The sequence below is a fragment of the Pseudoalteromonas sp. FUC4 genome, from assembly GCF_008370255.1.
Classification (GTDB): Bacteria; Pseudomonadota; Gammaproteobacteria; order Enterobacterales; family Alteromonadaceae; genus Pseudoalteromonas.
Genome location: NZ_SEUI01000003.1, coordinates 67,446 through 94,334, shown reverse-complemented (window position 1 = coordinate 94,334; position 26,889 = coordinate 67,446). Strand labels below are relative to the sequence as shown.

The window sequence follows — 26,889 nt, the reverse complement described above, 5'->3', positions numbered from 1 at the left end:
TCTACCATAAGCTTGGCAATAATTAATCGCCTATAAGTAAGGATTTTTCATTGATCAAGGATTAATATTACTTCGTATTATGCGATACTGAGTAAATAATTTTGGCAATAAACGAGATAGCATGGAAAACATTGAAGTCCGAGGCGCCCGCACGCACAATTTAAAAGACATCAGCCTAACCATTCCACGTGATAAATTAATAGTTATTACTGGTCTATCTGGTTCGGGGAAGTCATCACTTGCATTTGATACACTTTATGCAGAAGGGCAACGCCGGTATGTTGAATCACTCTCTGCGTATGCAAGACAATTTTTATCGCTCATGGAAAAGCCTGATGTAGATCACATCGAAGGCCTCTCTCCTGCTATTTCTATTGAGCAAAAGTCAACGTCTCATAACCCGCGTTCAACCGTAGGTACTATTACCGAAATTTACGATTATTTACGACTTATGTTTGCCCGCGTTGGCGAACCACGATGTCCTACACATGATTTACCACTTGCTGCGCAAACCGTTAGCCAAATGGTAGATACTGTTTTGGCACTGCCTGAGGGCAGTAAATTAATGCTGCTTGCGCCAATAGTAAAAGAGCGTAAAGGTGAGCATGTCAAGTTATTAGAACAGCTATCCAGCCAAGGTTATATTCGCGCCCGTATAGATGGTGAAGTATGTGACTTGTCTGATCCTCCAACACTTGAGCTTCATAAAAAACATACAATAGAAGTTGTTGTAGACAGATTTAAAGTAAAAGATGGCTTACAACAACGCTTAGCAGAATCGTTCGAAACCGCACTTGAAATGTCTAATGGCGTTGCACATGTAGCATACATGGATGATAGCAGCGCTGAAGAAATTCTATTCTCAGCAAACTTTGCCTGCCCTACTTGTGGCTATGCAATGACTGAGCTAGAACCGCGTTTGTTTTCGTTTAATAACCCTGCTGGTGCGTGCCAAACCTGTGATGGTTTAGGTATACGTCAATATTTTGATCCTAATCGCGTAGTGCATAACCCAGAGTTAAGCCTTGCTGGCGGTGCAATTAAAGGCTGGGATAAACGCAGCTTTTATTACTATCAAATGCTGCAAGCGGTTGCGGATCATTACAACTTTGATTTAGACGTGCCTTATCAAGATTTAGATAGCGAATCGAAAAAAATTATTTTAGATGGCTCTGGCAGCACTAAAATTGCGTTTAATTACCGTAACGACCGTGGCGATTTAATTACGCGTAACCATGAGTTTGAAGGCGTTTTAAACAACATGAATCGCCGCTACCGCGAGACCGAGTCAAACTCTGTACGCGAAGAACTTGCTAAATACCAAACAAGCCAAGCGTGTCCTAGCTGTCATGGCTCGCGCTTACGCGAAGAGTCTCGAAATGTATTTATTGGACAAACCAACTTACCTGCAATCACATGCATGAGTATTGGTGAAGCCATGGAATTTTTTGAAGGTTTAGAGTTAACCGGACAAAAAGGCCAAATAGCTGAAAAAATATTAAAAGAAATTCGCGACCGTTTATCGTTTTTAATTAACGTTGGCCTAAATTACTTATCACTTGAGCGCAGCGCCGATACATTATCAGGTGGTGAAGCTCAGCGTATCCGCTTAGCCAGTCAAATTGGTGCCGGTCTTGTAGGTGTAATGTACGTACTAGATGAGCCATCTATTGGATTACATCAACGCGATAACGACCGCTTACTACAAACACTAATCCATTTACGCGACTTAGGTAACACCGTTATTGTGGTAGAGCACGATGAAGATGCTATTCGTGCTGCAGATCATATTATTGATATTGGTCCAGGTGCGGGTGTTCATGGTGGGCATATTATTGCACAAGGCACACGCGACGATATTTTAGCAAGCAAAGAGTCTGTTACGGGCCAATTTTTATCAGGCGTACGTAAAATAGAAATACCAAAAGAGCGCCACCCAACGAACGACAAATGGCTAGAGCTATTTGGCGCAACGGGTAATAATCTTAAAAATGTGGATTTAAAAATCCCATTTGGTTTAATGACCTGTGTGACAGGTGTATCGGGCTCGGGTAAATCAACGCTAATAAACGACACCTTATTTAAACTGGCTCATACAGAGCTAAATGGCGCAACCACTGCCGAAGCGGCACCGTATAAATCAATTAGCGGTTTAGATCATTTTGATAAGGTGATCGATATTGATCAAAGTCCGATTGGTCGTACTCCACGTTCAAACCCGGCAACCTACACAGGTATATTTACCGGTATTCGTGAATTATTTGCAGGTACACAAGAAGCGCGCTCACGTGGCTACAAAGTAGGTCGCTTTAGCTTTAACGTTAAAGGCGGGCGCTGTGAAGCGTGCCAAGGTGACGGCTTAATTAAAGTTGAAATGCACTTTTTACCTGATGTGTATGTACCGTGTGATGTATGTAAGAGCAAACGCTATAATCGCGAAACGCTAGAAGTACAATATAAAGGTAAAAACATACACCAAGTGCTTGAGATGACTGTTGAAGACGCGCATGAGTATTTTGACAAAATACCGGCTATTGCCCGTAAGCTTAAAACCCTAATGGACGTTGGTTTATCGTATGTCCGCTTAGGTCAAGCCGCTACCACACTTTCAGGTGGTGAGGCGCAACGTGTAAAATTAGCGCGCGAGCTATCAAAGCGGGATACAGGTAAAACGCTCTACATATTAGATGAGCCAACAACAGGCTTACACTTTGCCGATATTGAACAGCTGCTTGTTGTATTACACAGGCTTCGCGATCACGGCAATACCATTGTTGTTATTGAGCATAATCTCGATGTTATTAAAACAGCAGACTGGGTTATCGATTTAGGACCTGAAGGTGGTGCTGGCGGTGGTGAAATACTCATTGCAGGCACACCAGAAGAAGTTGCTGAATGTGAGCGTTCACATACTGGGCATTACTTAAAACCTCTATTAAATAAATAGAGGTTCGGTTGTTACAAACCAATCGGCATTAAGGTTATTTAACTGTCGAGGCTACACTTAATTAAAAATGGCGAGAAGACTCACTTCCCGCTATTTTTTTTGCTCTAACTTTTCTTTTATCAACATAACAATCGAAAATGTTATTAAAGAAAAACAACATACTGCAATAAATAAATTAGCGACAAAAATGAGTAACACACTCGCCTTAAAACCAAGATAAGCAAATACGCTGCACAATAAGCCAATAACTAATTCAGTGAGTAGCATTTCCCACTCCATTGCATAGCTAGTCTTAATCGTTTTTGCAGCATAGTGCTTAACTTTAAAGCTCATGTAAATTCCTTTCAATACTGTAATGTTGCATAAAATGAATGTACTACAACATAAAATACCGCTAAGTAGCGGTATTTTATGGGGGTTCAATATTTATAATTTAACCACGAGGTATAAAACCAAGCGCATCGTATACCGATTTCAATGTTTTCTCAGCACGTACACTTGCTTTTTCAGCACCTGACTTCATTATGCCATCAAGTAGGTTTTGATCTTCTCTGATCTCTTTAAAGCGTGCTTGAATAGGCTCAATCATATTTACAACTGCATCTGCTGTATCTTTCTTTAAATGGCCATACATTTTATCTTCATATTCAGGAACTAGGTCTTCAATTGAGCGCTTAGTTGCAACACTCAATAAAGTAAGCAAGTTTGATACGCCAGGCTTTTCTGTGCGATCAAAATAAATACGTGCTTGTTCATCTGAATCAGTTACTGCTTTTTTAAGCTTTTTCACAATTTGCTTAGGCTCATCTAATAACATGATGTAACCATTTGGGTTTTCGTCAGACTTAGACATTTTTTTAAGTGGATCTTGCAAGCTCATTACGCGTGCACCAAACTCAGGGATATACGGCTCTGGTAATTTAAATACGTCGCCATATAAATTATTAAAGCGTGTGGCTATATCGCGAGTCAGCTCTAAATGCTGCTTTTGGTCATCCCCTACTGGTACTTGATCAGCTTGGTATAATAAAATATCCGCAGCCTGTAATACCGGATATGAAAATAAGCCCACGTTTACGTTATTTGCATGCTTAGATGACTTGTCTTTAAACTGAGTCATTCGATTAAGCTCACCCATTTGCGCGTAACAATTTAATACCCATGCTAACTGTGCGTGCTCAGGTACTTGTGATTGTACAAATAACGCAGATTTTTCAGGTTCAATGCCACATGCCGCGTAAAGAGCAATACCATCTAACACGCGAGAGCGCAGTAATTCAGGCTCTTGGCGAACAGTAATAGCGTGTAAGTCTACTAACATAAAGAAACTTTCGTGGTCTTCCTGTAACTTTAGCCACTGGTTAATAGCGCCAACATAGTTGCCTATTGTCATACCACCGGTTGGCTGAATGCCGCTTAAAACTACTGGTTTAGTCATGATTTTCCTTTATTTTGCTTAATGAATAATATTTAACGCTGCGTTAGAACAGGTATTATATCTAAGAAGTTATCGCATAGGTACTGTGGATTATAACCCTCAAGATTTTCACCTTGGTTATAGCCATAACTAAGTGCAATTACGTCTATATTAGCGGCTTTAGCTGCAAGTATATCGCTTTTAGAATCACCTATCATTATTGCTTTATTAGGCTCCGCATTAAGTTTTTTGCAAGCAAATAGCAATGGCTCTGGCGATGGTTTTTTTGCCATGTCGTCACCGCATACTATCACATCAAAATGACTCGTTAGTGCCAATTTTTCGAGTAGTTTCTCTGTAAAAATTCGAGACTTATTAGTGATTAATGCTTTAGGCATACCGCGAAGTGCTGCAAGCCCTGTTTCTACATGTTGGTACAAAACACTATACTCACCAACTTGTTGTTCATAATACTTATAGAACTGTAATATTGCTTTGCCACTAAGTGACTCATCTAGATTTTCACTCACTTGCATATCGCCACTCAAAGCGCGTTTAACAAGGACTTCAACACCATTACCAACCCAACTTTCAACCAGGCGTTGGCTAACAATAGGAAAAGCAAAGTCGCTCAAGGTTAAATTAATAGCGATATACAAGTCGTAAACGCTATCAACCAAAGTACCATCTAAATCAAATAAGGCGACATCGTACTTCATTACTTAACACTTCCAAGCTGCTCACGCATTTGATCAATCACCACTTTGTAATCAGGTTGATTAAAAATAGCTGAGCCTGCAACAAACATATCAGCACCCGCTCGAGCCGCTGCTGCAATATTATCGACTTTAATACCACCATCTACCTCTAAGCGAATATCTCGGCCTGATTCAATAATACGCTTTTTGGCTTGGCGTAATTTTTCAAGCGTATGAGGGATAAAGCTTTGCCCGCCAAACCCAGGATTTACCGACATTAGTAAAATGGTATCTAGCTTATCAATAACATGGTCTAAATAACTTAGGCTTGTTGCTGGGTTAAACACTAATCCTGCTTTACAGCCGTGATCTTTAATTAACTCTATTGTACGATCGACGTGCTCACTGGCTTCAGGATGAAAAGTAATAATTGATGCGCCAGCCTCACCAAATAAAGGTATTATACTATCTACAGGCTTAACCATTAAATGTACGTCGATAGGTGCTGTAATACCGTAATCTCTGAGTGCCTTACACACCATAGGACCAATTGTGAGATTAGGTACATAGTGATTATCCATTACATCAAAGTGAACCACATCAGCACCCGCTTCGAGAACTTTATCAACATCTTCGCCTAGCTTTGCAAAATCAGCAGACAAAATAGAAGGGGCTATTAAATATTTTTGCTCTGGGTTAAACATGATTAACTCCATCAATAAATAGTGTATTGCGTTAATGTAACTTAATTGAAGATGTTACCCAAGTAATATGGCGTAATAGCCCCCATTTTAGGTAACTTTAAGTTTGATATTTAACCAATATTTGCTATGATTAAAAAAGTAACAAATTATTGGATTTCATCATGCGTGCTTTTAAAATTGGGATATTAATTGCGTCGGCATTACTGCTTATCGGGGCGTTTAGCTTTGGTTCAAGCTCTGAGCAAGAATTAAGCTCAGTGAGTAATTGTCATAGTACACAAGTGGTAAGTGCTCAAAACACTTTAACTACGTGTATTAAAATTGAAGAAGAGTCATCGTGGTTTTCGTGGTTAACTGGCGATAGCCGCAGTGCTCAGTTTCATTACCTTGATTTATTGGAACTACTTACTAGTTCTGAAGATTCTAAAAACGCTCCTTCTTTAAAACCTTTATTTTAAATAATGCTACAATTTTTTAGCGCGTTGCAAAGTGTGCTAGCTGCATTTTTTGGTGTTCAGTCTGAAAATAAACGCCAAGTCGATTTTAAACAACACTCTCCTATCTCTATCATTTTAATTGCGATTGTACTATTTTTTGCTTTTGTTATCGCAATTTACGCAGTGGTTGCTTGGGTGCTAAATACATAGCCATCAACTCGTCAACTTTATTTCTAGAGCCACCTTTGGGGCTAATAGTGCGCTTTACTTGAATTTTATCAAGTGATGCTTGGCTATAAATTTTTCGAGTCCATACAGTATCGTGATTAGATATAAGCACTGGCGTATTGTTTTCAAACGCCGCCTTCTCAGCCAAATTAGCCAGATTAGCCTGATCATCTAAATTAAACCCGCCCTTAGCGTAAGAGGTAAACGAAGCCGTTTTACTTAATGGTACATAAGGTGGGTCGCAATAAATAACAGCATTGTTAGGTACTAACTTAAAAACGTCATCATAATCTAAACAGGTAAAGGTAGCTTTTTGTGCTTTTTCAGCAAAAAAATACATTTCTTTTTCAGGAAAGTAAGGCTTTTTATACTTACCAAAAGGCACGTTAAAAATGCCTTTTAAATTGTACCTACAGAGTCCATTGTAGCCATGACGGTTCATGTATAAAAACAAGATTGAACGCTCATATACATCACGACTTTGATTAAACTGCACACGATATTCGTAATAAGCATCTGCGTGATTATTCAAATCAACAAATAGTTTTTTAGCATCACTAATCAGCTCATCTGGAGAGCTTTTAAGCTCTTTGTATAAGTTAATTAAGTCTGCATTTATATCGTTAAGAATATAGTGTTTAAAGTCACTATTTAAAAACACAGAACCTGCACCAACAAAAGGTTCGACCAACGTATCAGCATGCTTGCTAGCTTGGTTTAATCGCGCATTAATGTTTTCAACTAGGCTGTATTTTCCGCCGGCCCATTTAAGGAAGGCTCTACTCTTTTGCTGCATTGGCTCTTTACTTCAATCTGGTGTTGCGCGATTTTACACTAAAGCAGTGTGTTTTACTGATCAACGAGTGCTATTTCTTGCTTTATTTTACTAATTTTTTTATAGAAAGGTTTATTTTTTCTAACCCCAGCAGATAAAGTATCCATTGCTGATTTTGCTTCTTTTATACTTTCAAAACTGCCAAATGTGACAACCCACCACATTTTATTATTTCGTTTGGTTTGATACGTATGAGTTTGCTGCTGTAGATTAAATTGAGCAATAAAACTATCGCTAACTTCCTGCTGAGTTACAGCTAATAATTGAATAACACTATTTGTATCTGGCTGCTGCATATACCATATATTATTCTGATTAACCTGAGTTTGCTCTGCGGTATCTACTTTTTTTATTTTAAGAGCTTTAGATTTAACGTCACTTACTATACTGCTTTTGTTTTTAGCACTATCATCAACATCATGGTCTAATACATTAACAGTGTTGGTAGGCTCAGTAAGGCTTTGCATTATAGCGGGCACATCATTGGCATGTACACGTTCTGACTCAATAGGTGGCTCAACTACCTTTGGTTCATTTAAGCTAATTATTGAGTCATTTTTCTTTATAAACGGCTCACTTACTTGCTCTATTGGTATTGCTGTATTAATTACCTGCGTCTCTTCTTGCTGATAGTACTGTTGCCACCACTGTGTCATATCAGATTTATAAAGTAGCCCAATAATTAATAGCATAATCAGCAACATCAAAATCACTAAATGCAACCGCCAAGACACTTTGTCTTTAACGATAATATCGGCTATGTGCTCACTAGGTTGCCAAGCAAGCAATAAACTAGGATTGCCGTGAGCTTCAGCTAAAAAAGTGCTGAAGACAGGGTCTTCATCATAAGGTAAATCAGTAAAATACCACTGCAATAACATCTTGCTTTCTTGAAGCGTTAGCGGTTCCAAGTAAATTTCAACAGCATTATTTAAAGCTAATTTTGACTGTGAAGCTACTATGATATATAGCGTATTTGGGCTGTTTTTTGAAAGTAACTCAAGCTCAATCAACATCTCTTCAGATAACTGCCTACCGCCATCAAGTACCCACAAGCATGGCCCACATGGTTGTTGCTGCAGTAATTGGTAATAGTTTTCAGGTAAACTTAAGTTATGATCAACCAGGGGGGAGTTAAAGCTTTGCTCTAATAGCTCACTCATGAGCTGAGCGTCAGTCATTTGTGCGCTTACTTGCACAAAGGCTTTATTAAAGTCGTTATATTTATCTGTAATGAAGGTTTCGAGCATATAGCTTTTACCTAGCCCAGAAGTGCCAAGTAAAACAATTAAATTTTGCCCGTACTCAAATTGCAGTGCGATTCTATCCACCAAAGCCGCACGGCTTGGTAAAATTTGTGACTGCATTTACTGCTCGATTAAGTCTCTAACTTGATCATCAGATACATTATCAACTAATGCACACTGGCCAAATTGGGTAGGTAGAATAAAGCGGATAGTGCCTTTTTTATTCTTTTTGTCTTTACGCATATGCGTTAAAAACTGCTCGCTAGTCATTTGCTTTGGAATTTCTGTTGGTAAATTATATAGCTCAAGTAGCTTAATAATTCTCTCAACTTCATCTGCGCTTAAATCTTGGCGTGTCTGCGCAAGTTTAGCTGCTAATACCATTCCCGTTGCAACAGCTTCACCATGTAACCAAACGCCATAACCCATCTGCGCCTCAATTGCATGGGCAAATGTATGACCTAAGTTTAACAAAGCTCGCAGGCCATGTTCTTTTTCATCTTGAGCAACTATAAGCGCTTTTATTTCACAACATCTAAAAATAATATGCTGTAAACATGCTTCATCGAGTTGCTGTAAATTAGCTACATTTTGCTCTAAATAAGCAAATAGTTCGGTATCGTAAATCAGACCATACTTAATTACTTCAGCCATACCTGCTGCAAATTCTCGTTTAGGTAAGGTGTGTAATGTCTGCGTATCAATAAAAACAGCTTGAGGTTGATAAAATGCCCCTATCATATTTTTACCCAAAGGATGATTTACTGCCGTTTTACCACCTACCGACGAATCAACCTGTGAAAGCACTGTCGTTGGTATTTGAATAAACGGTACGCCGCGCTGATAACAAGCCGCAACAAAACCAGTTAGATCACCTACAACACCGCCACCTAATGCAATTAAGCATGTATCTCGGCCACAGTTATTTTGTAGTAAAAATGCTGATATTTTTTCAAACCATTCAAGTGATTTATATTGCTCACCGTCAGGAATAATAAAAGATAGCGGATTTAAATCAGCTAATGAATCAAGTAACCTTTGTAAATATAAAGGCGCTATTGTGTCATTAGTAATGATGATAGGCCGACAATCACTAATATGGTGAACTAGGCGGCCATTATCTTGAAGTGCAGATTCTCCAATATAAATAGGATAACTTCGCTCGTCCAAATTAACAGTTAATTTAAGCATGCTTGGTTATTCCCTTATTATTGGTTTTTAAAAATCTAATTTCTCGATGATTTGGTTAGCAACAACTTTAGCGCTTTGCTCATCGGTACGTACAACAAAATCAGCAACTTCTTTGTATAGTGGCTCGCGTTCTTCTGCTAAGCGCTCTAATACGTTACGAGGTGCTTCTTCAGTTTGCAGTAATGGACGACGCTTGTCGCGTTGCGTGCGTGCAACTTGCTTTTCTATAGGTGTCTCTAGGTATACAACGATACCTCGAGCCGAAAGCTTGTTTCGAACTTCTTTGCTCATTACTGAACCACCACCGGTAGCAAGTACAATACCTTGCATCTCGGTTAAATCGCCAATAACAGACTCTTCTCGAAGTCTAAAGCCTTCTTCACCTTCAAGATCGAATACCCATGCAATATCTGCACCTGTGCGGCGTTCGATTTCTTGATCAGAATCAACAAATTCAAGGTGTAATTGGTCAGCGATGTGACGACCAATCGTGCTTTTGCCAGCCCCCATGGGGCCAACTAGAAATATATTACGTTTCTCAGCCATATCTTTTAGTACAAACAAACTCTAAAATTTGAAATAAAACCCCGCCTAACGACCTGGCCCCAAAATTAAGGAGGGGATTATCTCAGTAATTGCAGGGGTATTTCAAGTCAATTAGAATAAAAAGCCATATAACGAGCAATTAATCTAAATAATCACCCGTTGGTTAACATAAAACCACTGTATTTTAATCAATTTGTATTTTCGGTGTCACAAAAATAAGTAATTCACGCTTTTCATTAAACTCACTTGTGCTTTTAAATAGTCTTCCTACGTAAGGAATGTCACCTAAAATTGGTACTTTACTTGTAGTATTAATGATTTGCTGCTGGAAAATACCGCCGAGTACGACGGTTTGGCCATTTTCAACTAACACTTGTGTTTGGATCTCTTGGGTATCAATAGACACAGCTTCACCTGTACCCGTTTGTACGGTATCACCACGTGTATCTTGAGTAATCACTAAGTCTAGTATTACTTTATTATCCGGAGTTATATGAGGCGTTACTTCTAAACTCAGTACCGCTTTTTTAAAGCTTACGGTAGTAGCACCACTTGAAGCTGACTCAGTGTAAGGAATTTCAGTACCTTGCTCTATTCGCGCTTTTTGCTGGTTTGCTGCAATAATCCGCGGGCTTGCAATAATCTCACCTTTGTTCTCTTTTTCAAGCGCACTTAGCTCTAAATCAATTAACGTACCGTTAGCCAGTTTTGCTATGTGTAAGCCAATACTTGCTGCTGGGTTTGATGTAGGTAAATTTACATTTAATCGTTCTGAAATACTTGGCGCATTTGAAGTTGATGTCGCATTATAAATGCCTTCTGCGCCTTCAAGTGAGCCTGAAATACCAACACTACTACCTTGGTCACTAAAGCCCCAGCGTACGCCTAAGTCCTCAGTAACGTTATCACGCACAGTTACCATACGAGATTCTATTACAACCTGCTGTACTGGAATATCGAGTGTTTCAATCATGCGGCGGATATTTTCTATACTCTTTACCGTATCCTTTACTAATAAGGTATTTGTACGCTGATCAACCGATACACTACCACGGGCTGTTATAATGCTGTTTCTATCTGTTTTTAATAAATCAGCAAAATCTTCCGCTTTAGCATAGTTTAATCGAATGTATTCACTGTATAGAGGCTCTAAGTCTTCAACTTGCTGTTTAGCTTTTAAATCTTTAGCTTCACGTGCAGCTAGCTCTTCTGCAGGTGCTACCATTAAAATAGAGCCATCCATGCGCTTATCTAGCCCTTTAATACGCAATACTACATCAAGCGCTTGATCCCACGGTACGCCATCTAAGCGCAGCGTTATGTTACCCGTTACTGAATCGCTGGTTACTAAGTTAAAGTCGTTGTAACCCGCAATAATTTGTAGTGCTGCGCGTACAGAAATATCTTGAAAATTTAAGGTCATAGGGCGACCTTGATACTCAACACCACCATCTAAATAAGCGTTTTGTGTTTCATCTTTTTCTACTGTTAACGTTAAAATATTATCTATTTGCTGATAGGTAAATGTAAATTGAGCGTTTGGCTCAATAACAACACGACTTAATCCGTCTTCTTTAAAAGTCTCGATATTACTTACAACAGTACCAAAATCTAAAACATCCAGCTCATAAAGTAAGTCATCTAAAATATCAGTATGATGGAAGTCTGCATAAATTTTACCGCCGCTCTCATGTACTTCAATTGCAGCTTGCGTATCTTGTAAGAATACCAGTACTTTCGCTTCGCCCTTTTCACCACGTCTAAAGTCAATTGACTGAATACGATTAATATAATTTCCGCTAACATCACCTGAATCCATCACTACATCTTCGTTTTCAGATTCTGTAAGTGGGTTGTCCGATACGCGTATTGATACTAAATTATTATGAACTTCGGTTTCATAAATTTTTAATCTATCTAGGTTTACTGTTACTTTTAAACCACTATCAGTTAGAACATTGTTTACATTGCTAATCCCAGCTTGATTAACTGCAACATCATTTAAACCAACTTCTAATTCAGCAGTATCAAAAAACATTTCGATTCTGGCTGGGCTATTAAACACCTGAACTTTTGGCTCAAGCGTTAACTCCTCATCAAAAACAAGCTGTAATTCAGTCTCGCCTTTAAGTAATGGGTTATAACGAACATCATATAGTAATGGCCCTGCAACGGCTGTATTTACAGTGACTAAAGCAACAGCAACCAATAATACTCGTGAAATACGATGAAGCCAAAGTACGTCCTTATACATGCTATTTTTACCTTTTTTATTATTAATTTGCGCCATCTGTTGCCGCCTCTAACATTTCTAATTTAGTCAGGCGCTCTTTCCAACAGCCAGACCCATCAGGGATTAGTTCCACTAATTCTATATAATCATTGCTTACTGTTTTTACTTTTCCATCATAACTACCAAGGTAATTCCCTACCGTTACGCGGTGTAAAGTATCATCTGTTGCTGTTATTAATGCCCATATTTGTCCACTAGAACCAATTGTGCCTTTCATTGCTAAGTTATCTAGCGGGTATTTCTCTAATGGTTCGCGACGACGCTCTTGATCTGGGTGCAAACAGTTTTTTACTTGCGTTAATTTATTTTGAATTATTTCAGGCTGAGGCGCTACAAACGGACTACGTAGCTGCCCTGCACTATATTCAAATATTTCAAACTTTGTAAGCTCAGGAATTGAGTCTACTTTTGGTGTTGTACTTGCCTTAACTTGATCAATAAATTCTTTTTGTTCAGAAGTATCATCATTACAACCAGCTAAAACAAAGGCTATCGCTAAAGGTACTATGCGAAGGAGTTTCATTTTTTAACCCCTTCTTCATAACGATATGTTTTTGCAACAACACTGAATGTTAACTGTTTATCGCCCGATGATAAAATAGAAAAATCATGTAGGCTTACAATTCGTGGTAACTGAGCCACTTTACCTACAAACTCACCAAACTCATGATAGGTACCGATCACTTCAATTTTAATCGGCAGCTCGGTATAAAATTCTTTTTCAACCTCTGGCAACCAGCCTATTTTTAAAAAAGTCAGGCCACTCGTTGTCCCAACATACGACAAGTCATCAAGTAAGCCAGGAGTTTCGTTCGAAGTAGGTAGACGTTTTAATAGCTGTGAAAACTTATCTTCCATTTCAACCATTTGTTGACGATAGATTTCAAGCTTACTCGCTACTGCGTACTTAGTACGATAAGTAGTACGTAATTCAACTTCTTTAGCAACCGCACTATGGTAGCTATCAATTTCATCAGAAACTAATAGGCTGTAACTAAAAAACAATACAAGCCCAGCAACAAACGCACAACAAATTGCTTTAACAGCAATAGGCCAATCGCCAATGTTATCGAGCTCTATTTCATTCCAATCAATTTCACTCAGTGCTTTAAAATCAAGGTTCATCGCTAACCTCACCAATTTTATCAAATGGTTTTACATAAAATTCCATATTAAAATCACTAAGTAAACGCGACGATTGATCGCCTGCAACAATACCTTGCATTGAAGGATTCTCTAGTAAATATGAACTTTGTACTTCGCGCAGCATTGCCGATAAACGGTTATTAGACTCACTACGTCCCAACACATGTATTTGGCTGCCTCTGCGCTCTAGTTTTGTTAAATAAACGCCACCGGGGACTATTTTGGCAACTTCATCCATTATTTGCGTACCCAGGTTACGACTACTCTGTAATTCTTCAATAAGCCTCATACGCTGCTGTAAGTTTTCTTTTCTTTTATCTAAGCTTCTTATTTCACTTATTTTTTTATCTAACATGCTAATTTCTGAGCTTAAATAGTTATTCTTTAAGTTTTGCCCATCTTTTAAAGCACCATAAAAAGAGCTCAATAAATACATACTCGCAAAACAAATTATAACGACACCAACAAGTATAGTTACAAATTTCTTTTTCGATTCTTCGCGTTGTAATTCGCGCCAAGGCAGTAGATTTATATATGGCATGTTGAAAAACTCCTTAATGCCAACCCAGTCGCAATTGCAAACTGTGTTTTGTGACGCTGCATCACATTACGATCTACTTTAGGTGAAATTTCCATATTCTCAAAAGGCTCAGCAACGACAGAGTGAATACCGAGTTCTTCGATGAGCAATCGGTCAATACCTTTTATCATCGACGTCCCACCCGTTAATACAATATAGTCAATTTGTTCTTTACCACTGGTTGTTAAAAACATTTGTACTGCACGTCGCACCTGTTGAAGTAACGATGTTTGAAAAGGGGCCAATACTTCAAAAGTATAGTTTGGTGGTAAATCACCTGATGTTTTACCAATTTCGGCTTCATCAAAGCCTTTATTATAATAAGCGACAATACTATTTGTATATTGATCGCCGCCAAAAACCTGGTCTCGTGTATAGATTGTTTCCCCTGCTTGTACTACGCTTACAAGCATTAAAACTGCACCAATATCAACCACCGCTACACATTTATTAAACGCATCGCTAGGTAATTGTTGATAGTAAACATCCATTGCACGACTTAATGCATAGCTTTCTACATCAACTATTTTGGCTTCTAAATTTGCAGCTTCTAAAGCGCCAACGCGCGCTTCAACACTTTCTGTCCGAGCAGCAGAAAGCAAAACATTCATTTTGCTAGGATCTGCCTCATTCGTCGAAAGCCTCTCAAAATCAAGGCTTACCTCATCAAGTGGGTATGGGATTAAACTATCGGCTTCAATTTCAATTTGTGATTCAAGTTCAGCATCAGTTAACGATACATCCATGAAGATCACTTTAGTAATAACTGTTTGACCAGAAACAGCAACCGCAGCAGATTTTAACGATTTTGGTAACTTTCTTCTTAATTTTGAAATTACATTACCAATTGCTTCAATATCTTGAATTGTACGCTCACTCATGGCGCCTTTTGGCATTGGCTCAATTGCAAGTGCTTCTAGTCGAAATCCTGTTTCAATTTCACGTAAAAGCACAGCCTTAATAGAGTGCGATCCAATATCAATTCCTACCATCATCGGGGACGGTTTTTGAAATAGTTGACTTAGCATGTTTCAACTTGGCCTTTGTTTTAATAATAAACAAGTTATAATTTTTATATGAAAAAATATTATTCATTTTTTAATCAATATATACTAACAGTCAAAACTCGCAATTGGGAGTCCATTTAGGGAAATATAAGTGATTTTATTAAAACGAACTTTACAATTTTTTATCATTTGTGTGTTAATTGGTCTGATCACTTTGGTCAGCCTTTATTACTACGTTAAACCTGATATCCCCAGTGTGCAAGTTTTAAAAGACGTGCAATTACAAACTCCTATGCAAGTTTTCACTAAAGATGGGCTTTTAATCAATCAATTTGGTGAAAAACGCCGTATTCCTGTGACTATTGATGATATCCCTCAAACGTTAATTAATGCGTTCTTAGCGACGGAAGATAATCGTTTTTACGACCACATAGGCATAGACCCTATAGGTATTGTACGCTCAGCCCTTGTTCTTATATCTACCGGCGAGAAAAAACAAGGCGCAAGTACTATTACCATGCAGCTTGCTCGTAATTTCTTTTTGACACGCGAAAAAGCCTATATTCGTAAAGTTAAAGAAATATTTATAGCACTGCATATCGAAAATGTATTAACAAAAGACGAAATTTTAGAGCTTTATCTTAATAAAATAGAATTAGGTAATCGTGCTTTTGGCATTGGTGCGGCAGCGCAAGTATATTACGGCAAAGAGTTAAAAGATTTAACACTTGCCCAAATGGCGATGATTGCAGGTTTGCCTAAGGCACCTTCTGCCTTAAATCCGATTCGTAACCCGACTCGTGCAAAAGCACGTCGAAATGTTGTTTTAGGCCGCTTACTAACCGAAAATTACATAACACAAGAACAATATAACGAAGCAACCAACCAACCTATAACTGCTTATTTTCATGGTGCAGAAATAAATTTATACGCCCCGTATATTTCTGAAATGGTACGCGCCGAAATGGTCTCTCGTTATGGAATTGATAAAGCATATAACTCAGGTTTTAAAATATTCACCTCAGTAGAGTCAAAAGTTCAAAAAGCAGCGCAAAACGCACTTGTAAACAACTTACATAATTACGATATGCGCCATGGTTTTAGAGGACCAACAGATGTTTTATGGGACCCTGAAACGCAACCTGCTTTAACTGAGCAACAAATACTCAATAAATTACAGAGCGTAAATGAGTTAGGTACTTTAAAAGCAGCAGCCGTGCTTAGTGTTAATGATAAAACAGCGTCGGTATTACTTAAAAGTGGCGAGCGCACAACTCTTACTTGGGATAACTTAAAATGGGCGCGTAAATATATTACTCGTTACCGCCAAAGTTTTGCTCCAAAAGCTGCGACTGATATTTTAACGCCAGGAATGCAAATATGGGTGCGTAAAAACGAAGATAACAGCTACTTACTAAGCCAGATACCTGAGGCATCAAGTGCTATTGTGTCACTAGACCCACAAGACGGTAGAATTAAAGCCATAGTAGGTGGTTACAGCTTTGAACAAAGTCAATATAACCGCGCAGTACAAGCTAAGCGTCAAGTTGGTTCTAATATAAAACCGTTTATATACTCAGCAGCGCTTGAAAAAGGTTATACACTTGCGTCTATATTAAACGATGCTCCTATAAATCAATGGGATAAGAGCCAAGGCGTAGCATGGCGCCCTAAAAACAGCCCTGCTGTTTATAACGGTCCTATTCGAATTCGCCGTGCCTTAGCACAGTCTAAAAACGTTATTTCGGTGCGCTTACTTCGCGGCGTTGGATTACAACGTACAGCTGATCATTTATTAAAGTTTGGCTTTAAAGATTCAGACATTAATCGCAGTGAATCACTAGCGCTTGGTAGTGCTTCTATCACCCCTCTTGAACTTGCCAGGGGTATGAGTACATTTGCCAATGGTGGTCACTTAATTGAACCTTACTTTATTTCAGAGATTCAAGATGCCTACGGCAATGTATTATTTGAAGCAAACCCTGCTCTTGCCTGTGACGAAGAGTCTTTACCAACATACAATGAACTCTCAATGCACAATAGTAACGTTGAAATAGATCAACCAAAAAAGTGTGCACCGAGAATTATATCTAAGCAGAATGCATTTTTAATAGCTGATGCAATGCACAGTGGTATTTGGGGCGGCGGAAGCTGGGCTCATAAAACAGGTTGGAGTGGTACAGGTTGGCGCGCGCAAGCCTTGGAACGTCGTGATCTTTCGGGAAAAACAGGCACAACAAACGATTCTGTAGATACTTGGTTTAGTGGTTTTAACAGTAAAGTGATGACTTCTGTATGGGTTGGGTTTGATAACCCTGGCAACTCTCTTGGTCGCTCAACTTACAATAACAACCTTGATAGTAGCCAAATATCTGGAGCTGAATCGGGTGCTAAAACAGCACAACCTGCATGGATTGAGTTTATGAAAGCCGCACTTGAGGGAACACCTGAAGCTCCAATTGAACCACCTGAAGGGCTTGTTTCGATCCGTATTGATTTAGCTACTGGCTTGTTGAGTCATAAAAACGACTACACAAGTCGCTTTGAATATTTTGAAAAAGGCACCGCCCCCACAAAGTATGTGCTATCTCAGCCTAACGATATATTTGAAGAAGACACAAAAACTGAAGAAGAGCTATTTTAATAATATGTATGTAATACAAAAACGGCCGCTTATTTAAGCGGCCGTTTTATTTCGTGTAAATATAAAACCTATTTTAACTTTTGAACAAGCCAATATAAATCTGAATGGATACCCGCTGCGGTTACTTCTTGGCCTGCCCCAGGTCCTTGAATCACTAATGCGTTGTCGTTGTACCACCTACTATTAATTACAAAAATATTATCGCCCGGTTTTAAATTCACTAACGCATCGCCATTGGGCACATACGTAATTCCTACTTTAGCGATTACTTCAGTTTTTGTTATATCTAATAGGCCCGTGTATCTCAGTACTGAGTTATTAGCTTTTGCTGTATCAGCATGCTCTTTAATGAACGCATCTAGCTGAGCTTTATTGTTTAGAAAGTCATCCCAGCTTCCTAGCGCAAGCTCGCCGGGCATTAATGCCGATAAGCTAATATCATCAAGCTCAAGCTCTATACCTAACTCTCGGGCTAAAATAAGTAACTTACGCTGCATATCTCGTCCAGATAGATCCTCGCGAGGGTCAGGCTCTGTGAACCCCATTTTCTGTGCTTCTAATACCAACTCAGAAAAAGCAGTGGTACCATCATACTTACTACATAACCACGAAAGCGTACCCGAGAACACGCCTTCAATACGCGTAATTTTATCACCACTATTCTGCAAATCAGCCAAAGCAAAATTGATAGGTAAGCCTGCGCCTACACTTGTATTATATCGCCAATGTAAATTACGTTCGCCAAGGTTACTACGAAGTGCTTTATACCAAGAAGTAGGTGCTGTACCTGCATATTTGTTAGCACTAATTAAATGACAATCTCTGTCTACAAAATCTGTATATAAAAAGCTAAACTGCTCACTTGCAGTAATATCAATTAAAACTTTATGTTCGTAGTCAAGCTCGCTTATCGCATTAAGTAAATCCGCAGCTTCATAGCTATTCGCCTCATGCTGCCATTGAGTTTTCCATTGCGATATATTTATGCCACTTGCATTAAATAACATATGTTTAGAGCGAATCAGCCCTACCAATTTAATACTAAAGTCGCCTGATAAACGCTCAAACTGTGCCGATAACTGCTCAATAAAAGCATCGCCTACATTACCAAGCCCCGCAACTATAACGGCTATTTCTTGGCCTTTATTGATTAGTTTATCGTGTAAGGCGCTTTGTATATCGCTATCTATAAATTGGTCTGTTAATAATAAAACATAACCATTATCTTGATGCACAAAACGCGGCTTTATAGTCTGCTCAGCTAATACTTCTAAAGCTTGCAGTTTTAGTACGCTAATGTCTTGCTCAGGGGCAACAATTGCACAGCCATTTAAATTTGACTCACTAATATTAGCTCTACCAGCAAAGTAATTAATAACTTGATATGTTTGTGCAGCCGGTACTACTAAATACACTTCACCATTATGGTTAAAGTGATGAAGGCTATGTTGAATAAGCTGACTAACGCTTGCGACCTCACCTTCACTTAATCCTTCAACCATTAACAAGTCAACATTTTGCAGCGTGGTTATAAAGCGCTTTTTCTTTGCTGAACCTTCTTTTACTATATTTGTTGGGCTTGCTTGCACATCAAAACTACTACGAACAGCTAGCTTAATATCTGTGTTTTTAAGTGGCGATAGTGTTTTTGCATGTAATACAGGGTTACCCAAACGAGCTAATAAATTAGCTTGCCCGCGACAAATTTTACTATATTTAATCGCTTTTTTTACCTTACGAGGATCAGTGCTAAACACTCCCTGTGTATCGGTCCAAATACATACTTGCTTAGCATTACAGTAATTTGCAAGTAGTGTTGCACTATAATCGCTACCGTTGCGCCCAAGTGTTACGGTCTCACCTTTCGTATCTGCGGCAATAAACCCAGTAACAACATTTATCTTATTGGGTAAAATTAACTGCCCACATTGCTGCGCATTTTGCGCATGCATTAATTCACCATCGTTTAAGGTAAAAAGACTACGGGCATCTTGAGCACACGCCTCAATATTTAGCTGCTGTAAATAAGTAGCGAGTAAACGTGCTGACCACAGTTCGCCATGCGCAAGTAACGCAGCCTCTTTTAGCTGCTCAGCTTGAGCAAGTTCTGCAATATTACTAAGTTCGGTATTTAGTATTTTAAGTGCGCTGCGCTTTAAATCAGCTTGTAATAACTGCTCAATTAAATCGCTTTGGTGGTTATTTAACTGCAGTAAAATATCAGCGACAGCTTGCGTGTCTTGCTGCTGATAACTTTGCCACAACGACACAAGTGTATCTGTAGTTTTACCTGCAGCAGATACCACAACACAGTCGCCCGGCTGAGTATGCCCAATAATTATTTTAGCTACGCTTTGATAGCGCTCACTAGAGCTTAAGCTTGAACCACCAAATTTATGTACACAATTGACCATATTTATACCAATTCGCTTAATTAAGTTGTCTATTTTGAGGTAAGAAAACCGTATCGATAACAAGGCAAAAATTTCGTTATTTAGTTGTTCCTGGCAATTGCTCCTGCATTGCTCTACCTCCTGCATCCATGCAGTCGTATATCAGAAACTTTTAACGATGTTAGCGTGCGGTTTAATCCCTCAAATTGATTAGGTATTATTGCGGATTGGTATTATTTACCAAAGCGCTGGACGGGCTGCACTTAATTTAACGTTTCCACCAGAAGTGCCAGCACCTTTGCCTACACGGCCAACATTTTTATTTTGCCCTGGTTTTACAAGGTCAAATACTCGTTCAAAGTCAGCTATTAAATCGTGTATATCTTCAATCCCAACCGAAATACGAATAAGCGTATCGCCCACACCTGCTTCTAAACGTGCTGTTGCCTCCATGCCTGCGTGCGTCATAGTTGCGGGGTGACAAATTAAACTCTCTACGCCACCTAATGACTCAGCTAAACTAAACGTTTTAAGGCTAGTTAAAAATGCTGCGGCGTCGTTTATATCGCCTTTAATATCAAAACTAACCATGCCACCAAAGCCAAGTTGTTGTGCTTTAGCAAGCTTATGCTGAGGATGCGACTCAAGCCCTGGATAGTAAACTTGGCTTACAAATTCAGAGCTTTCAAGGTACTTAGCTATTGCTAGCGCATTTTCTTGGTGCTGCCTTAAGCGTACATTTAAAGTACGTAGACCACGAAGCGTTAAATAACTATCAAAAGGGGCGCCCGTAATACCAATATTATTTGCCCACCAAGCAAGCTCATCACCAAGCTCTTGTGTTGCAGCAATAACAGCGCCGCCCACTACATCTGAGTGCCCGTTGATATATTTAGTAGTTGAATGCACCACAATATCTACACCAAACTTAATAGGGTTTTGCAGCGCAGGAGACAAAAACGTGTTATCTGCGGCAACCAATGCACCGCATTGCTTAGCAACATTGGTAACCGCTTTAATATCGGTTAAACGAAGTACTGGGTTACTTGGAGTCTCTATCCAAATAAGCTTAGGTTTAATTGCTAAAATTTGTTGAAGGCTTTCTTCTTTTGTTAAATCTAATACTTCAAGCTTCAATAGTCCGCGTTTTTGTAACGATGTAAATAAACGATAGCTACCACCATAACAATCATGTGGAATTACTAACGTGTCGTCACTGTTAAGTAGCTGAGTAGCTAAATGCACGGCAGCCATACCAGTAGCCGTAATTATGCCACGAGCGCCACCTTCAAGCTTAGCAAGCGTCTCTGCTAAAATATCACGATTAGGGTTACCACTGCGGCCATAATCATACTCACGCTTAGTATCAAAGTCGGCAAGCGAATAAGTCGTTGATAAATAAATTGGCGGCACCACTGCACCATGATGTTTATCAGCATCAACGCCGTTACGTACAGCAATGGTCGCTTTGTTTTTTTCGCTCATATTCGTCACCTGATTAATTTGGATGTTTAGACGTCTAAAAGAGTAAGTTATCCGTTTTAATAAGTCAAAGTATTTTAAAGCTCTAGATGGCTAAAATTGGTAAAGGCGTTTACTACTATCGCATTTCAGCTCACAAAAGTGAGCTTATCTTTACATCCCAAATAGGCTTATTAAGATAGATTGGTATCTATTATTTGACTATCTTTTTTAAATCGATAGAATTTCACGCATATTTACACGCTTTTTATACCGTGTGAGAAATTAATAATCTGAGGCAACGATACATCTTATGGCTAAATGGAATGGTGAGTATATTCACCCATACGCAGAACACGGGAAAAAATCAGAGCAAGTTAAAAAGATCACCGTTTCGATCCCGCTAAATGTATTAAAAGTTTTAACGGATGAGCGTACGCGTCGTCAAATCAATAACCTTCGCCATGCAACAAATAGTGAATTGCTATGTGAGGCGTTTTTGCATGCGTTTACTGGTCAACCTTTACCAAATGACGATGATCTACGTAAAGACAATGCAGAAAAAGTACCAGAAGAAGTTAAAAAGATAATGCAAGAAATGGGTTTAGAAGTGCCTATTTTAAACGAAGAATAAATCGTTACCTTTTTAATCAAAAAAACCTCAGCATTGCTGAGGTTTTTTGTTTAAGCGTTATATATTACGCCATATAATTTTCAGGTAAGTCAATTTGCGCAACACCCGACTCTACCGCAGCAAGTGCTACAGCTTTAGCTATACGCGGTAGTAAACGCGGATCCATTGGTTTTGGAATAATGTACTGCGCACCAAACTCTAGTTTATCTACGCCTGCGGCTTTTAAAACTTCTGCAGGTACAGGCTCTTTGGCAATACTACGAATAGCCTCAACTGCAGCAATTTTCATTTCATCGTTAATCGCGCTTGCACGTACATCAAGCGCACCACGGAAAATAAACGGAAAACATAAAACATTATTTACTTGATTAGGGTAATCAGATCGCCCTGTTGCCATAATTAAATCGTTGCGTGCGCCATGTGCAAGTGCAGGATCAATCTCTGGATCTGGGTTTGAACATGCAAACACGACCGGCTTTTCTGCCATTAGTTTTAAATCCTCGGCAGCTAACAAGTTAGGACCCGAAACACCAACAAACACATCAGCATCTGCAATTACATCTTGCAATGTGCGTTTATCGGTATTGTTAGCAAAAAGCTGTTTATATTCATTTAAATCATCACGACGAGTATGAATAACACCTTTGCGGTCAAGCATATAAATGTGTTCACGCAGTGCCCCACACTTAATTAACAGTTCCATACACGCAACTGCAGCAGCGCCTGCACCTAAACATACAATTATTGCATCTTCAATTGATTTACCTTGTACTTCTAGCGCGTTGAGCATACCAGCAGCCGTTACAATTGCAGTACCGTGTTGATCATCATGAAAAACCGGAATACTACAACGTTCAATCAATGCCTTTTCAATTTCGAAACACTCTGGGGCTTTAATATCTTCAAGGTTGATACCGCCGAATGTGTCGGCAATGTTGGCAACCGTATTAATAAAGTCTTCTGTTGTTTTGTGCTTAACTTCAATATCAATAGAATCAAGCCCTGCAAAACGTTTAAACAATAACGCTTTACCTTCCATCACAGGTTTAGACGCTAAAGGACCTAAATTACCAAGTCCTAAAATTGCAGTACCGTTAGTGATAACCGCAACCATATTACCTTTACCGGTATATTTATATGCATTTGTAGGATCTGCAGCAATTTCACGTACAGGTTCGGCGACACCTGGGCTATAAGCTAGGGCTAAATCTTGAACTGTTTCAGCGGGCTTTGTTAGCTCAATGCTAATTTTACCTGGTACGGGATGTGAGTGATAATGTAGTGCTTGTTCACGAAAGTCAGACATAACGCGATGGTATCCTGCAATTTAAGTTAAAGTGAGAGGTAGTGTGTTGGGGTACGATACCCTTATTATTTTTAAATTCCAAGCAATATCAGGTCTATCCTGTTATATGCTATATCCTTTGATTTTAAGAGGTTTTTCAGTAACTTTGTAGGATTATAGCGACATTTAATAAATAAAAACTCACCTAAAAAGTAAGTTTTGAGGTGCTTTTATGTCTCTAATTTTTTTACAAAATGTACGTTTAAAGTATTATTATAAATTTAAAATAATAGCCTTTTACTCTACTTTAAAAACAGATATCCCCACGTTAGCTACTTTTATCAACCTAGTTAACAATTATACTATTTAAAATATAGAGAATATCTATCGATTTGTCTGTAAAGGTTTATGCATACTCAGAATAAGAATAGGAAATAGTTATGCAAGGAGTGGTGTAGCTCGAGCAAGCTAAATAAGATAAAAAGAGGTAAATTTTAGGCACAAAAAAAGCACCCTAAGGTGCTTTTTTTAACTAAACAGCAATGATTACTTCTTGCTGCTAAGTGCACCGAAGCGCTTGTTGAAGCGATCAACACGGCCGCCAGTGTCTAAAATCTTTTGCTTACCAGTGTAAAACGGGTGACACGCAGAACATACGTCTAAGTGAATATCTTTACAAAGAGTTGAGCTAGTTTCGAATTTGTTTCCGCATGAACATGTTGCAGAAATTACTTCGTACTTAGGGTGAATACCTTCTTTCATAGGAACCTCTAGTTAAGGCCGCATCGCTCTCCAAACCCGAAGTCTGGCACCATACGTCGTTAAAACAAATTTGTTGGTGGCGAATTTTATCCAACAACAACCTCCTACACAAGTATTTATTTCTGTTTTTGCCAAAAAAGTGAACAATCTCGCTCTCAAGTACTATTGCTAGTAGGTTTTTAGCGTTATTTTTAGTACATTACAGCATTAATTTTACGGGTTGAGTTGTTATGAGTTTTGTTGAAGTTGCTATTAAAGTTCCGCTTCCACGCACCTTTGATTATAAAATAGAAGAACAGCTCAGTGGCTTATCAAGCCCTTTACTACCTGGCATGCGGGTTTTGGTACCTTTTGGTAATCAAAAAAAAGTAGCCGTAATTCTCAGTATCAAAAATAGTACTGATGTCCCAGAAAATAAAATAAAAAGTATTATAGAAGTCATCGACGATACCCCTATTTTAAGTTCCCAACATTTAGACTTACTTAGCTTTACTGCTCGCTACTACTGCTACCCTTTAGGCGAAACTATTCACATAGCGCTACCGGCTGTACTTCGCCAAGGTGAATCACCAGATAAAACCAGTATTAACATGGTTGCTCTGACAGAAAAAGGCGCTAAAGTACCGTCATTAAAAGCCAAAACACAACTCAATTTATTAAAGCAGTTATCGCAATCGGGGAAATCATCGTTAACCGAATTAAAAGCACTTGGCTTTAGTAAAAAAACAATAGATAGCCTAATAGATAAAGAACTTATTACGCAAACTATTGAACACGATAACCAGTGGCAAAGCGTTGCACCAACTGTCGGTAGTAAACCTGTACTTAATAAAGAACAAGCAGTTGCCTGTACAGCAATAAATCAAAGTAGTGGATTTAGCAGCTTTTTATTAGAAGGCGTAACTGGCAGTGGTAAAACAGAAGTGTATTTACAGTGCCTAGAAGAAGTATTAAAACGTGGCGAGCAAGCATTAGTATTAGTGCCAGAAATAGGCTTAACGCCACAAACTGTAAACCGTTTTCGTCGCCGCTTTCCTGATACACCCATTATGCTTTGGCATTCAGCACTTACCGACAACGAACGTTTACAAACATGGCGCTTTTGCGAAAAAGGCAGTTGTGCGATAGTTATTGGCACACGTTCGAGTATTTTTCTGCCATTTTTAAAACTCGGTATGATAGTTGTTGATGAAGAACACGATTCGTCATTTAAACAACAAGATACGCTTCGCTATCATGCCCGCGATTTAGCCGCTTACAGAGCTTTTCAGCATAAAATCCCGCTTATATTAGGCAGCGCAACGCCCGCGCTTGAAACGCTTCATAAAGCAATTAATAACAAGTACCAGCTACTAAGCTTAACCGAGCGCGCACAAACTGCGACCGACAATCAATTTAAGTTACTCGATATGAAAGGCCAACCCGACCAAGCAGGTATTGCACATGCAAGCCTTGCAACTATGCGTCAGCATTTAAATCGCGGTAAACAGGTTATGGTATTTTTAAATCGTCGTGGTTTTTCGCCTACCCTTATTTGTCATGAATGTGGCTGGCTTAGCGAGTGTAAACGATGCAGTACCAGCGCCACTTTCCATAAAACGATTGGGCAAATGATCTGTCACCACTGTGGCGATCAATACCCTGTCCCTCACCAATGTCCTGATTGCGGAAGTACACAAATATTTCCTAACGGTAAAGGCACAGAGCAAATTGAAGAGTTTTTATTAACCGAATTTCCTGATACACCCGTTACTCGCATAGACCGCGATTCAACCCGTCGTAAAGGTAGCCTTGAAAAAGCACTTGATGAAATAAACCTCGGTGGCGCACGTATTTTAGTAGGTACACAAATGCTTGCCAAAGGTCATCACTTTGCAGATGTAAGCTTGGTACTTATTTTAGATGTAGATAGCGGCTTATACTCTTGCGATTTTAGAGCAACAGAACATTTAGCGCAATTAGTTACCCAAGTAGCGGGTCGTGCTGGACGTTCAGGAGAGCCCGGGCAAGTGTTATTACAAACACACTTTCCAGAACATCCTCTTTTACAAGATTTAGTTAATAACGGTTATCAAGACTTTGCTCGATTTGCTCTAAGCGAGCGAGATGATGCTGATTTACCGCCAATCACTAATATGGCAATTGTTAGGGCGCAGGGGCACAGTATTAAGCTAGTTGTCGATTTTTTGACGGATTTGGTTCCTGTGAATGGGGTATCTGGTATACAATTGCTCGGGCCGATCCCTGCTCCACTTGAAAAAGTTGCAGGTATGTATCGTTTTCAATTACATATTCAAGCGCAAGATCGCCGCGTATTACACCAGTATCTTGCGCAAATGGTTGATTATTTAAGTACTAGCAAACTAGCACAAAAAGTTCGCTGGAGCTTAGACGTAGACCCTATAGACATGATTTAGGTTAAGGCCAAAATAAC

At 39.0% G+C, this 26,889-nt stretch carries 23 protein-coding genes; 6 read left to right on the top strand and 17 right to left on the bottom strand.

Going from position 1 to position 26,889, the window contains the following annotated elements:
* The first annotated feature begins 121 nt into the window (after nucleotides 1-121).
* Complete coding sequence (uvrA, locus tag EU510_RS09875) at nucleotides 122-2,947, top strand: excinuclease ABC subunit UvrA (RefSeq protein WP_149593363.1); 2,826 nt, start codon at nucleotides 122-124, stop codon at nucleotides 2,945-2,947.
* Nucleotides 2,948-3,037: 90 nt separating this feature from the next.
* Here the strand turns inward: uvrA and EU510_RS09870 are convergent, their stop codons facing one another.
* The 4 genes from EU510_RS09870 to rpe all read right to left on the bottom strand — a co-directional run bounded on the left by EU510_RS09870 (nucleotide 3,038) and on the right by rpe (nucleotide 5,766).
* Nucleotides 3,038-3,280 (bottom strand): hypothetical protein, encoded by a 243-nt coding sequence (locus tag EU510_RS09870; RefSeq protein ID WP_033038496.1) that lies wholly within the window; start codon nucleotides 3,278-3,280, stop codon nucleotides 3,038-3,040.
* A gap of 100 nt (nucleotides 3,281-3,380) precedes the next feature.
* Nucleotides 3,381-4,385, bottom strand: a complete 1,005-nt coding sequence (gene trpS, locus EU510_RS09865; protein ID WP_149593362.1) for a tryptophan--tRNA ligase — start codon at nucleotides 4,383-4,385, stop codon at nucleotides 3,381-3,383.
* 32 nt (nucleotides 4,386-4,417) lie between these two features.
* Entirely contained in the window at nucleotides 4,418-5,083 is a 666-nt protein-coding gene (locus EU510_RS09860) for a phosphoglycolate phosphatase (protein WP_149593361.1), read from the bottom strand.
* The gene (gene rpe / locus EU510_RS09855) at nucleotides 5,083-5,766 is read right to left on the bottom strand and encodes a ribulose-phosphate 3-epimerase (protein ID WP_149593360.1); all 684 of its coding nucleotides are present in this window, start codon (nucleotides 5,764-5,766) and stop codon (nucleotides 5,083-5,085) included. Before rpe ends, EU510_RS09860 begins: the two co-directional genes overlap by 1 nt.
* 161 nt (nucleotides 5,767-5,927) lie before the next feature.
* On the opposite strand from rpe, the gene EU510_RS09850 reads away from it, so the two are divergent.
* Together EU510_RS09850 and EU510_RS09845 are read left to right on the top strand one after the other, a co-directional pair.
* Nucleotides 5,928-6,224 (top strand): hypothetical protein, encoded by a 297-nt coding sequence (locus tag EU510_RS09850; RefSeq protein ID WP_149593359.1) that lies wholly within the window; start codon nucleotides 5,928-5,930, stop codon nucleotides 6,222-6,224.
* A 3-nt stretch (nucleotides 6,225-6,227) separates the two neighbouring features.
* On the top strand, nucleotides 6,228-6,413 hold the full coding sequence (locus tag EU510_RS09845) for a DUF2970 domain-containing protein (RefSeq protein ID WP_149593358.1): 186 nt from the start codon (nucleotides 6,228-6,230) through the stop codon (nucleotides 6,411-6,413).
* Here the strand turns inward: EU510_RS09845 and EU510_RS09840 are convergent.
* From EU510_RS09840 to EU510_RS09800, 9 genes are all read right to left on the bottom strand, one after another.
* Nucleotides 6,370-7,227, bottom strand: coding sequence for a Dam family site-specific DNA-(adenine-N6)-methyltransferase (locus tag EU510_RS09840; protein ID WP_149593357.1), 858 nt, complete (start codon nucleotides 7,225-7,227; stop codon nucleotides 6,370-6,372). The two genes, EU510_RS09845 and EU510_RS09840, sit on opposite strands and share 44 nt — an antisense overlap.
* A 53-nt stretch (nucleotides 7,228-7,280) precedes the next feature.
* On the bottom strand, nucleotides 7,281-8,633 hold the full coding sequence (locus EU510_RS09835) for an SPOR domain-containing protein (RefSeq protein WP_149593356.1): 1,353 nt from the start codon (nucleotides 8,631-8,633) through the stop codon (nucleotides 7,281-7,283).
* On the bottom strand, nucleotides 8,634-9,704 hold the full coding sequence (gene aroB, locus EU510_RS09830) for a 3-dehydroquinate synthase (RefSeq protein ID WP_149593355.1): 1,071 nt from the start codon (nucleotides 9,702-9,704) through the stop codon (nucleotides 8,634-8,636).
* 27 nt (nucleotides 9,705-9,731) lie between these two features.
* Nucleotides 9,732-10,250, bottom strand: a complete 519-nt coding sequence (aroK, locus tag EU510_RS09825; RefSeq protein ID WP_004589350.1) for a shikimate kinase AroK — start codon at nucleotides 10,248-10,250, stop codon at nucleotides 9,732-9,734.
* Nucleotides 10,251-10,434: 184 nt separating this feature from the next.
* A complete protein-coding gene (locus EU510_RS09820; RefSeq protein WP_149593354.1) occupies nucleotides 10,435-12,540 on the bottom strand; it encodes a type IV pilus secretin PilQ in 2,106 nt (701 codons plus the stop codon).
* Nucleotides 12,527-13,066 (bottom strand): pilus assembly protein PilP, encoded by a 540-nt coding sequence (locus tag EU510_RS09815; RefSeq protein WP_149593353.1) that lies wholly within the window; start codon nucleotides 13,064-13,066, stop codon nucleotides 12,527-12,529. Before EU510_RS09815 ends, EU510_RS09820 begins: the two co-directional genes overlap by 14 nt.
* On the bottom strand, nucleotides 13,063-13,668 hold the full coding sequence (locus EU510_RS09810) for a type 4a pilus biogenesis protein PilO (RefSeq protein ID WP_149593352.1): 606 nt from the start codon (nucleotides 13,666-13,668) through the stop codon (nucleotides 13,063-13,065). Before EU510_RS09810 ends, EU510_RS09815 begins: the two co-directional genes overlap by 4 nt.
* On the bottom strand, nucleotides 13,658-14,230 hold the full coding sequence (locus tag EU510_RS09805) for a PilN domain-containing protein (protein WP_149593351.1): 573 nt from the start codon (nucleotides 14,228-14,230) through the stop codon (nucleotides 13,658-13,660). The genes EU510_RS09810 and EU510_RS09805 overlap by 11 nt, the downstream gene beginning before the upstream one ends.
* Nucleotides 14,218-15,297 carry a pilus assembly protein PilM gene (locus EU510_RS09800; protein ID WP_149593350.1) on the bottom strand — a complete coding sequence of 360 codons (1,080 nt, stop codon included), beginning with the start codon at nucleotides 15,295-15,297 and terminating at the stop codon, nucleotides 14,218-14,220. Before EU510_RS09800 ends, EU510_RS09805 begins: the two co-directional genes overlap by 13 nt.
* 130 nt (nucleotides 15,298-15,427) lie before the next feature.
* Here EU510_RS09800 and EU510_RS09795 point away from each other — a divergent pair, with 130 nt between their 5' ends.
* Nucleotides 15,428-17,920: a penicillin-binding protein 1A gene (locus tag EU510_RS09795; protein ID WP_149593349.1), complete on the top strand. Its 2,493-nt coding sequence runs from the start codon at nucleotides 15,428-15,430 to the stop codon at nucleotides 17,918-17,920.
* A gap of 68 nt (nucleotides 17,921-17,988) precedes the next feature.
* Here EU510_RS09795 and metL read toward each other — a convergent pair whose 3' ends face one another.
* Entirely contained in the window at nucleotides 17,989-20,334 is a 2,346-nt protein-coding gene (gene metL / locus EU510_RS09790) for a bifunctional aspartate kinase/homoserine dehydrogenase II (RefSeq protein WP_149593348.1), read from the bottom strand.
* 216 nt (nucleotides 20,335-20,550) lie between these two features.
* Entirely contained in the window at nucleotides 20,551-21,798 is a 1,248-nt protein-coding gene (gene metB, locus EU510_RS09785) for a cystathionine gamma-synthase (RefSeq protein WP_149593347.1), read from the bottom strand.
* A gap of 289 nt (nucleotides 21,799-22,087) precedes the next feature.
* Between metB and metJ the strand changes: the two genes are divergently transcribed.
* On the top strand, nucleotides 22,088-22,408 hold the full coding sequence (metJ, locus tag EU510_RS09780) for a met regulon transcriptional regulator MetJ (protein ID WP_002958371.1): 321 nt from the start codon (nucleotides 22,088-22,090) through the stop codon (nucleotides 22,406-22,408).
* Nucleotides 22,409-22,472: 64 nt separating this feature from the next.
* On the opposite strand, the gene EU510_RS09775 is transcribed toward metJ, so the two are convergent.
* Both EU510_RS09775 and rpmE read right to left on the bottom strand, forming a co-directional pair.
* Nucleotides 22,473-23,714 carry a malic enzyme-like NAD(P)-binding protein gene (locus EU510_RS09775; RefSeq protein WP_149593346.1) on the bottom strand — a complete coding sequence of 414 codons (1,242 nt, stop codon included), beginning with the start codon at nucleotides 23,712-23,714 and terminating at the stop codon, nucleotides 22,473-22,475.
* 525 nt (nucleotides 23,715-24,239) lie between these two features.
* Nucleotides 24,240-24,455 (bottom strand): 50S ribosomal protein L31, encoded by a 216-nt coding sequence (gene rpmE, locus EU510_RS09770; protein WP_002958369.1) that lies wholly within the window; start codon nucleotides 24,453-24,455, stop codon nucleotides 24,240-24,242.
* A 230-nt stretch (nucleotides 24,456-24,685) separates the two neighbouring features.
* Here rpmE and priA point away from each other — a divergent pair, with 230 nt between their 5' ends.
* A complete protein-coding gene (gene priA / locus EU510_RS09765; RefSeq protein ID WP_149593345.1) occupies nucleotides 24,686-26,872 on the top strand; it encodes a primosomal protein N' in 2,187 nt (728 codons plus the stop codon).
* The last annotated feature ends 17 nt before the right edge of the window (nucleotides 26,873-26,889 follow it).

What these genes read in the sequence shown, in the direction of transcription:
- uvrA (WP_149593363.1), top strand. Translation starts at nt 122, where the DNA reads ATGGAAAACATTGAAGTCCGAGGCGCCCGCACGCACAATTTAAAAGAC.
- EU510_RS09870 (WP_033038496.1), bottom strand. Translation starts at nt 3,280, where the DNA reads ATGAGCTTTAAAGTTAAGCACTATGCTGCAAAAACGATTAAGACTAGC.
- trpS (WP_149593362.1), bottom strand. Translation starts at nt 4,385, where the DNA reads ATGACTAAACCAGTAGTTTTAAGCGGCATTCAGCCAACCGGTGGTATG.
- EU510_RS09860 (WP_149593361.1), bottom strand. Translation starts at nt 5,083, where the DNA reads ATGAAGTACGATGTCGCCTTATTTGATTTAGATGGTACTTTGGTTGAT.
- rpe (WP_149593360.1), bottom strand. Translation starts at nt 5,766, where the DNA reads ATGTTTAACCCAGAGCAAAAATATTTAATAGCCCCTTCTATTTTGTCT.
- EU510_RS09850 (WP_149593359.1), top strand. Translation starts at nt 5,928, where the DNA reads ATGCGTGCTTTTAAAATTGGGATATTAATTGCGTCGGCATTACTGCTT.
- EU510_RS09845 (WP_149593358.1), top strand. Translation starts at nt 6,228, where the DNA reads ATGCTACAATTTTTTAGCGCGTTGCAAAGTGTGCTAGCTGCATTTTTT.
- EU510_RS09840 (WP_149593357.1), bottom strand. Translation starts at nt 7,227, where the DNA reads ATGCAGCAAAAGAGTAGAGCCTTCCTTAAATGGGCCGGCGGAAAATAC.
- EU510_RS09835 (WP_149593356.1), bottom strand. Translation starts at nt 8,633, where the DNA reads ATGCAGTCACAAATTTTACCAAGCCGTGCGGCTTTGGTGGATAGAATC.
- aroB (WP_149593355.1), bottom strand. Translation starts at nt 9,704, where the DNA reads ATGCTTAAATTAACTGTTAATTTGGACGAGCGAAGTTATCCTATTTAT.
- aroK (WP_004589350.1), bottom strand. Translation starts at nt 10,250, where the DNA reads ATGGCTGAGAAACGTAATATATTTCTAGTTGGCCCCATGGGGGCTGGC.
- EU510_RS09820 (WP_149593354.1), bottom strand. Translation starts at nt 12,540, where the DNA reads ATGGCGCAAATTAATAATAAAAAAGGTAAAAATAGCATGTATAAGGAC.
- EU510_RS09815 (WP_149593353.1), bottom strand. Translation starts at nt 13,066, where the DNA reads ATGAAACTCCTTCGCATAGTACCTTTAGCGATAGCCTTTGTTTTAGCT.
- EU510_RS09810 (WP_149593352.1), bottom strand. Translation starts at nt 13,668, where the DNA reads ATGAACCTTGATTTTAAAGCACTGAGTGAAATTGATTGGAATGAAATA.
- EU510_RS09805 (WP_149593351.1), bottom strand. Translation starts at nt 14,230, where the DNA reads ATGCCATATATAAATCTACTGCCTTGGCGCGAATTACAACGCGAAGAA.
- EU510_RS09800 (WP_149593350.1), bottom strand. Translation starts at nt 15,297, where the DNA reads ATGCTAAGTCAACTATTTCAAAAACCGTCCCCGATGATGGTAGGAATT.
- metL (WP_149593348.1), bottom strand. Translation starts at nt 20,334, where the DNA reads ATGGTCAATTGTGTACATAAATTTGGTGGTTCAAGCTTAAGCTCTAGT.
- metB (WP_149593347.1), bottom strand. Translation starts at nt 21,798, where the DNA reads ATGAGCGAAAAAAACAAAGCGACCATTGCTGTACGTAACGGCGTTGAT.
- metJ (WP_002958371.1), top strand. Translation starts at nt 22,088, where the DNA reads ATGGCTAAATGGAATGGTGAGTATATTCACCCATACGCAGAACACGGG.
- EU510_RS09775 (WP_149593346.1), bottom strand. Translation starts at nt 23,714, where the DNA reads ATGTCTGACTTTCGTGAACAAGCACTACATTATCACTCACATCCCGTA.
- rpmE (WP_002958369.1), bottom strand. Translation starts at nt 24,455, where the DNA reads ATGAAAGAAGGTATTCACCCTAAGTACGAAGTAATTTCTGCAACATGT.
- priA (WP_149593345.1), top strand. Translation starts at nt 24,686, where the DNA reads ATGAGTTTTGTTGAAGTTGCTATTAAAGTTCCGCTTCCACGCACCTTT.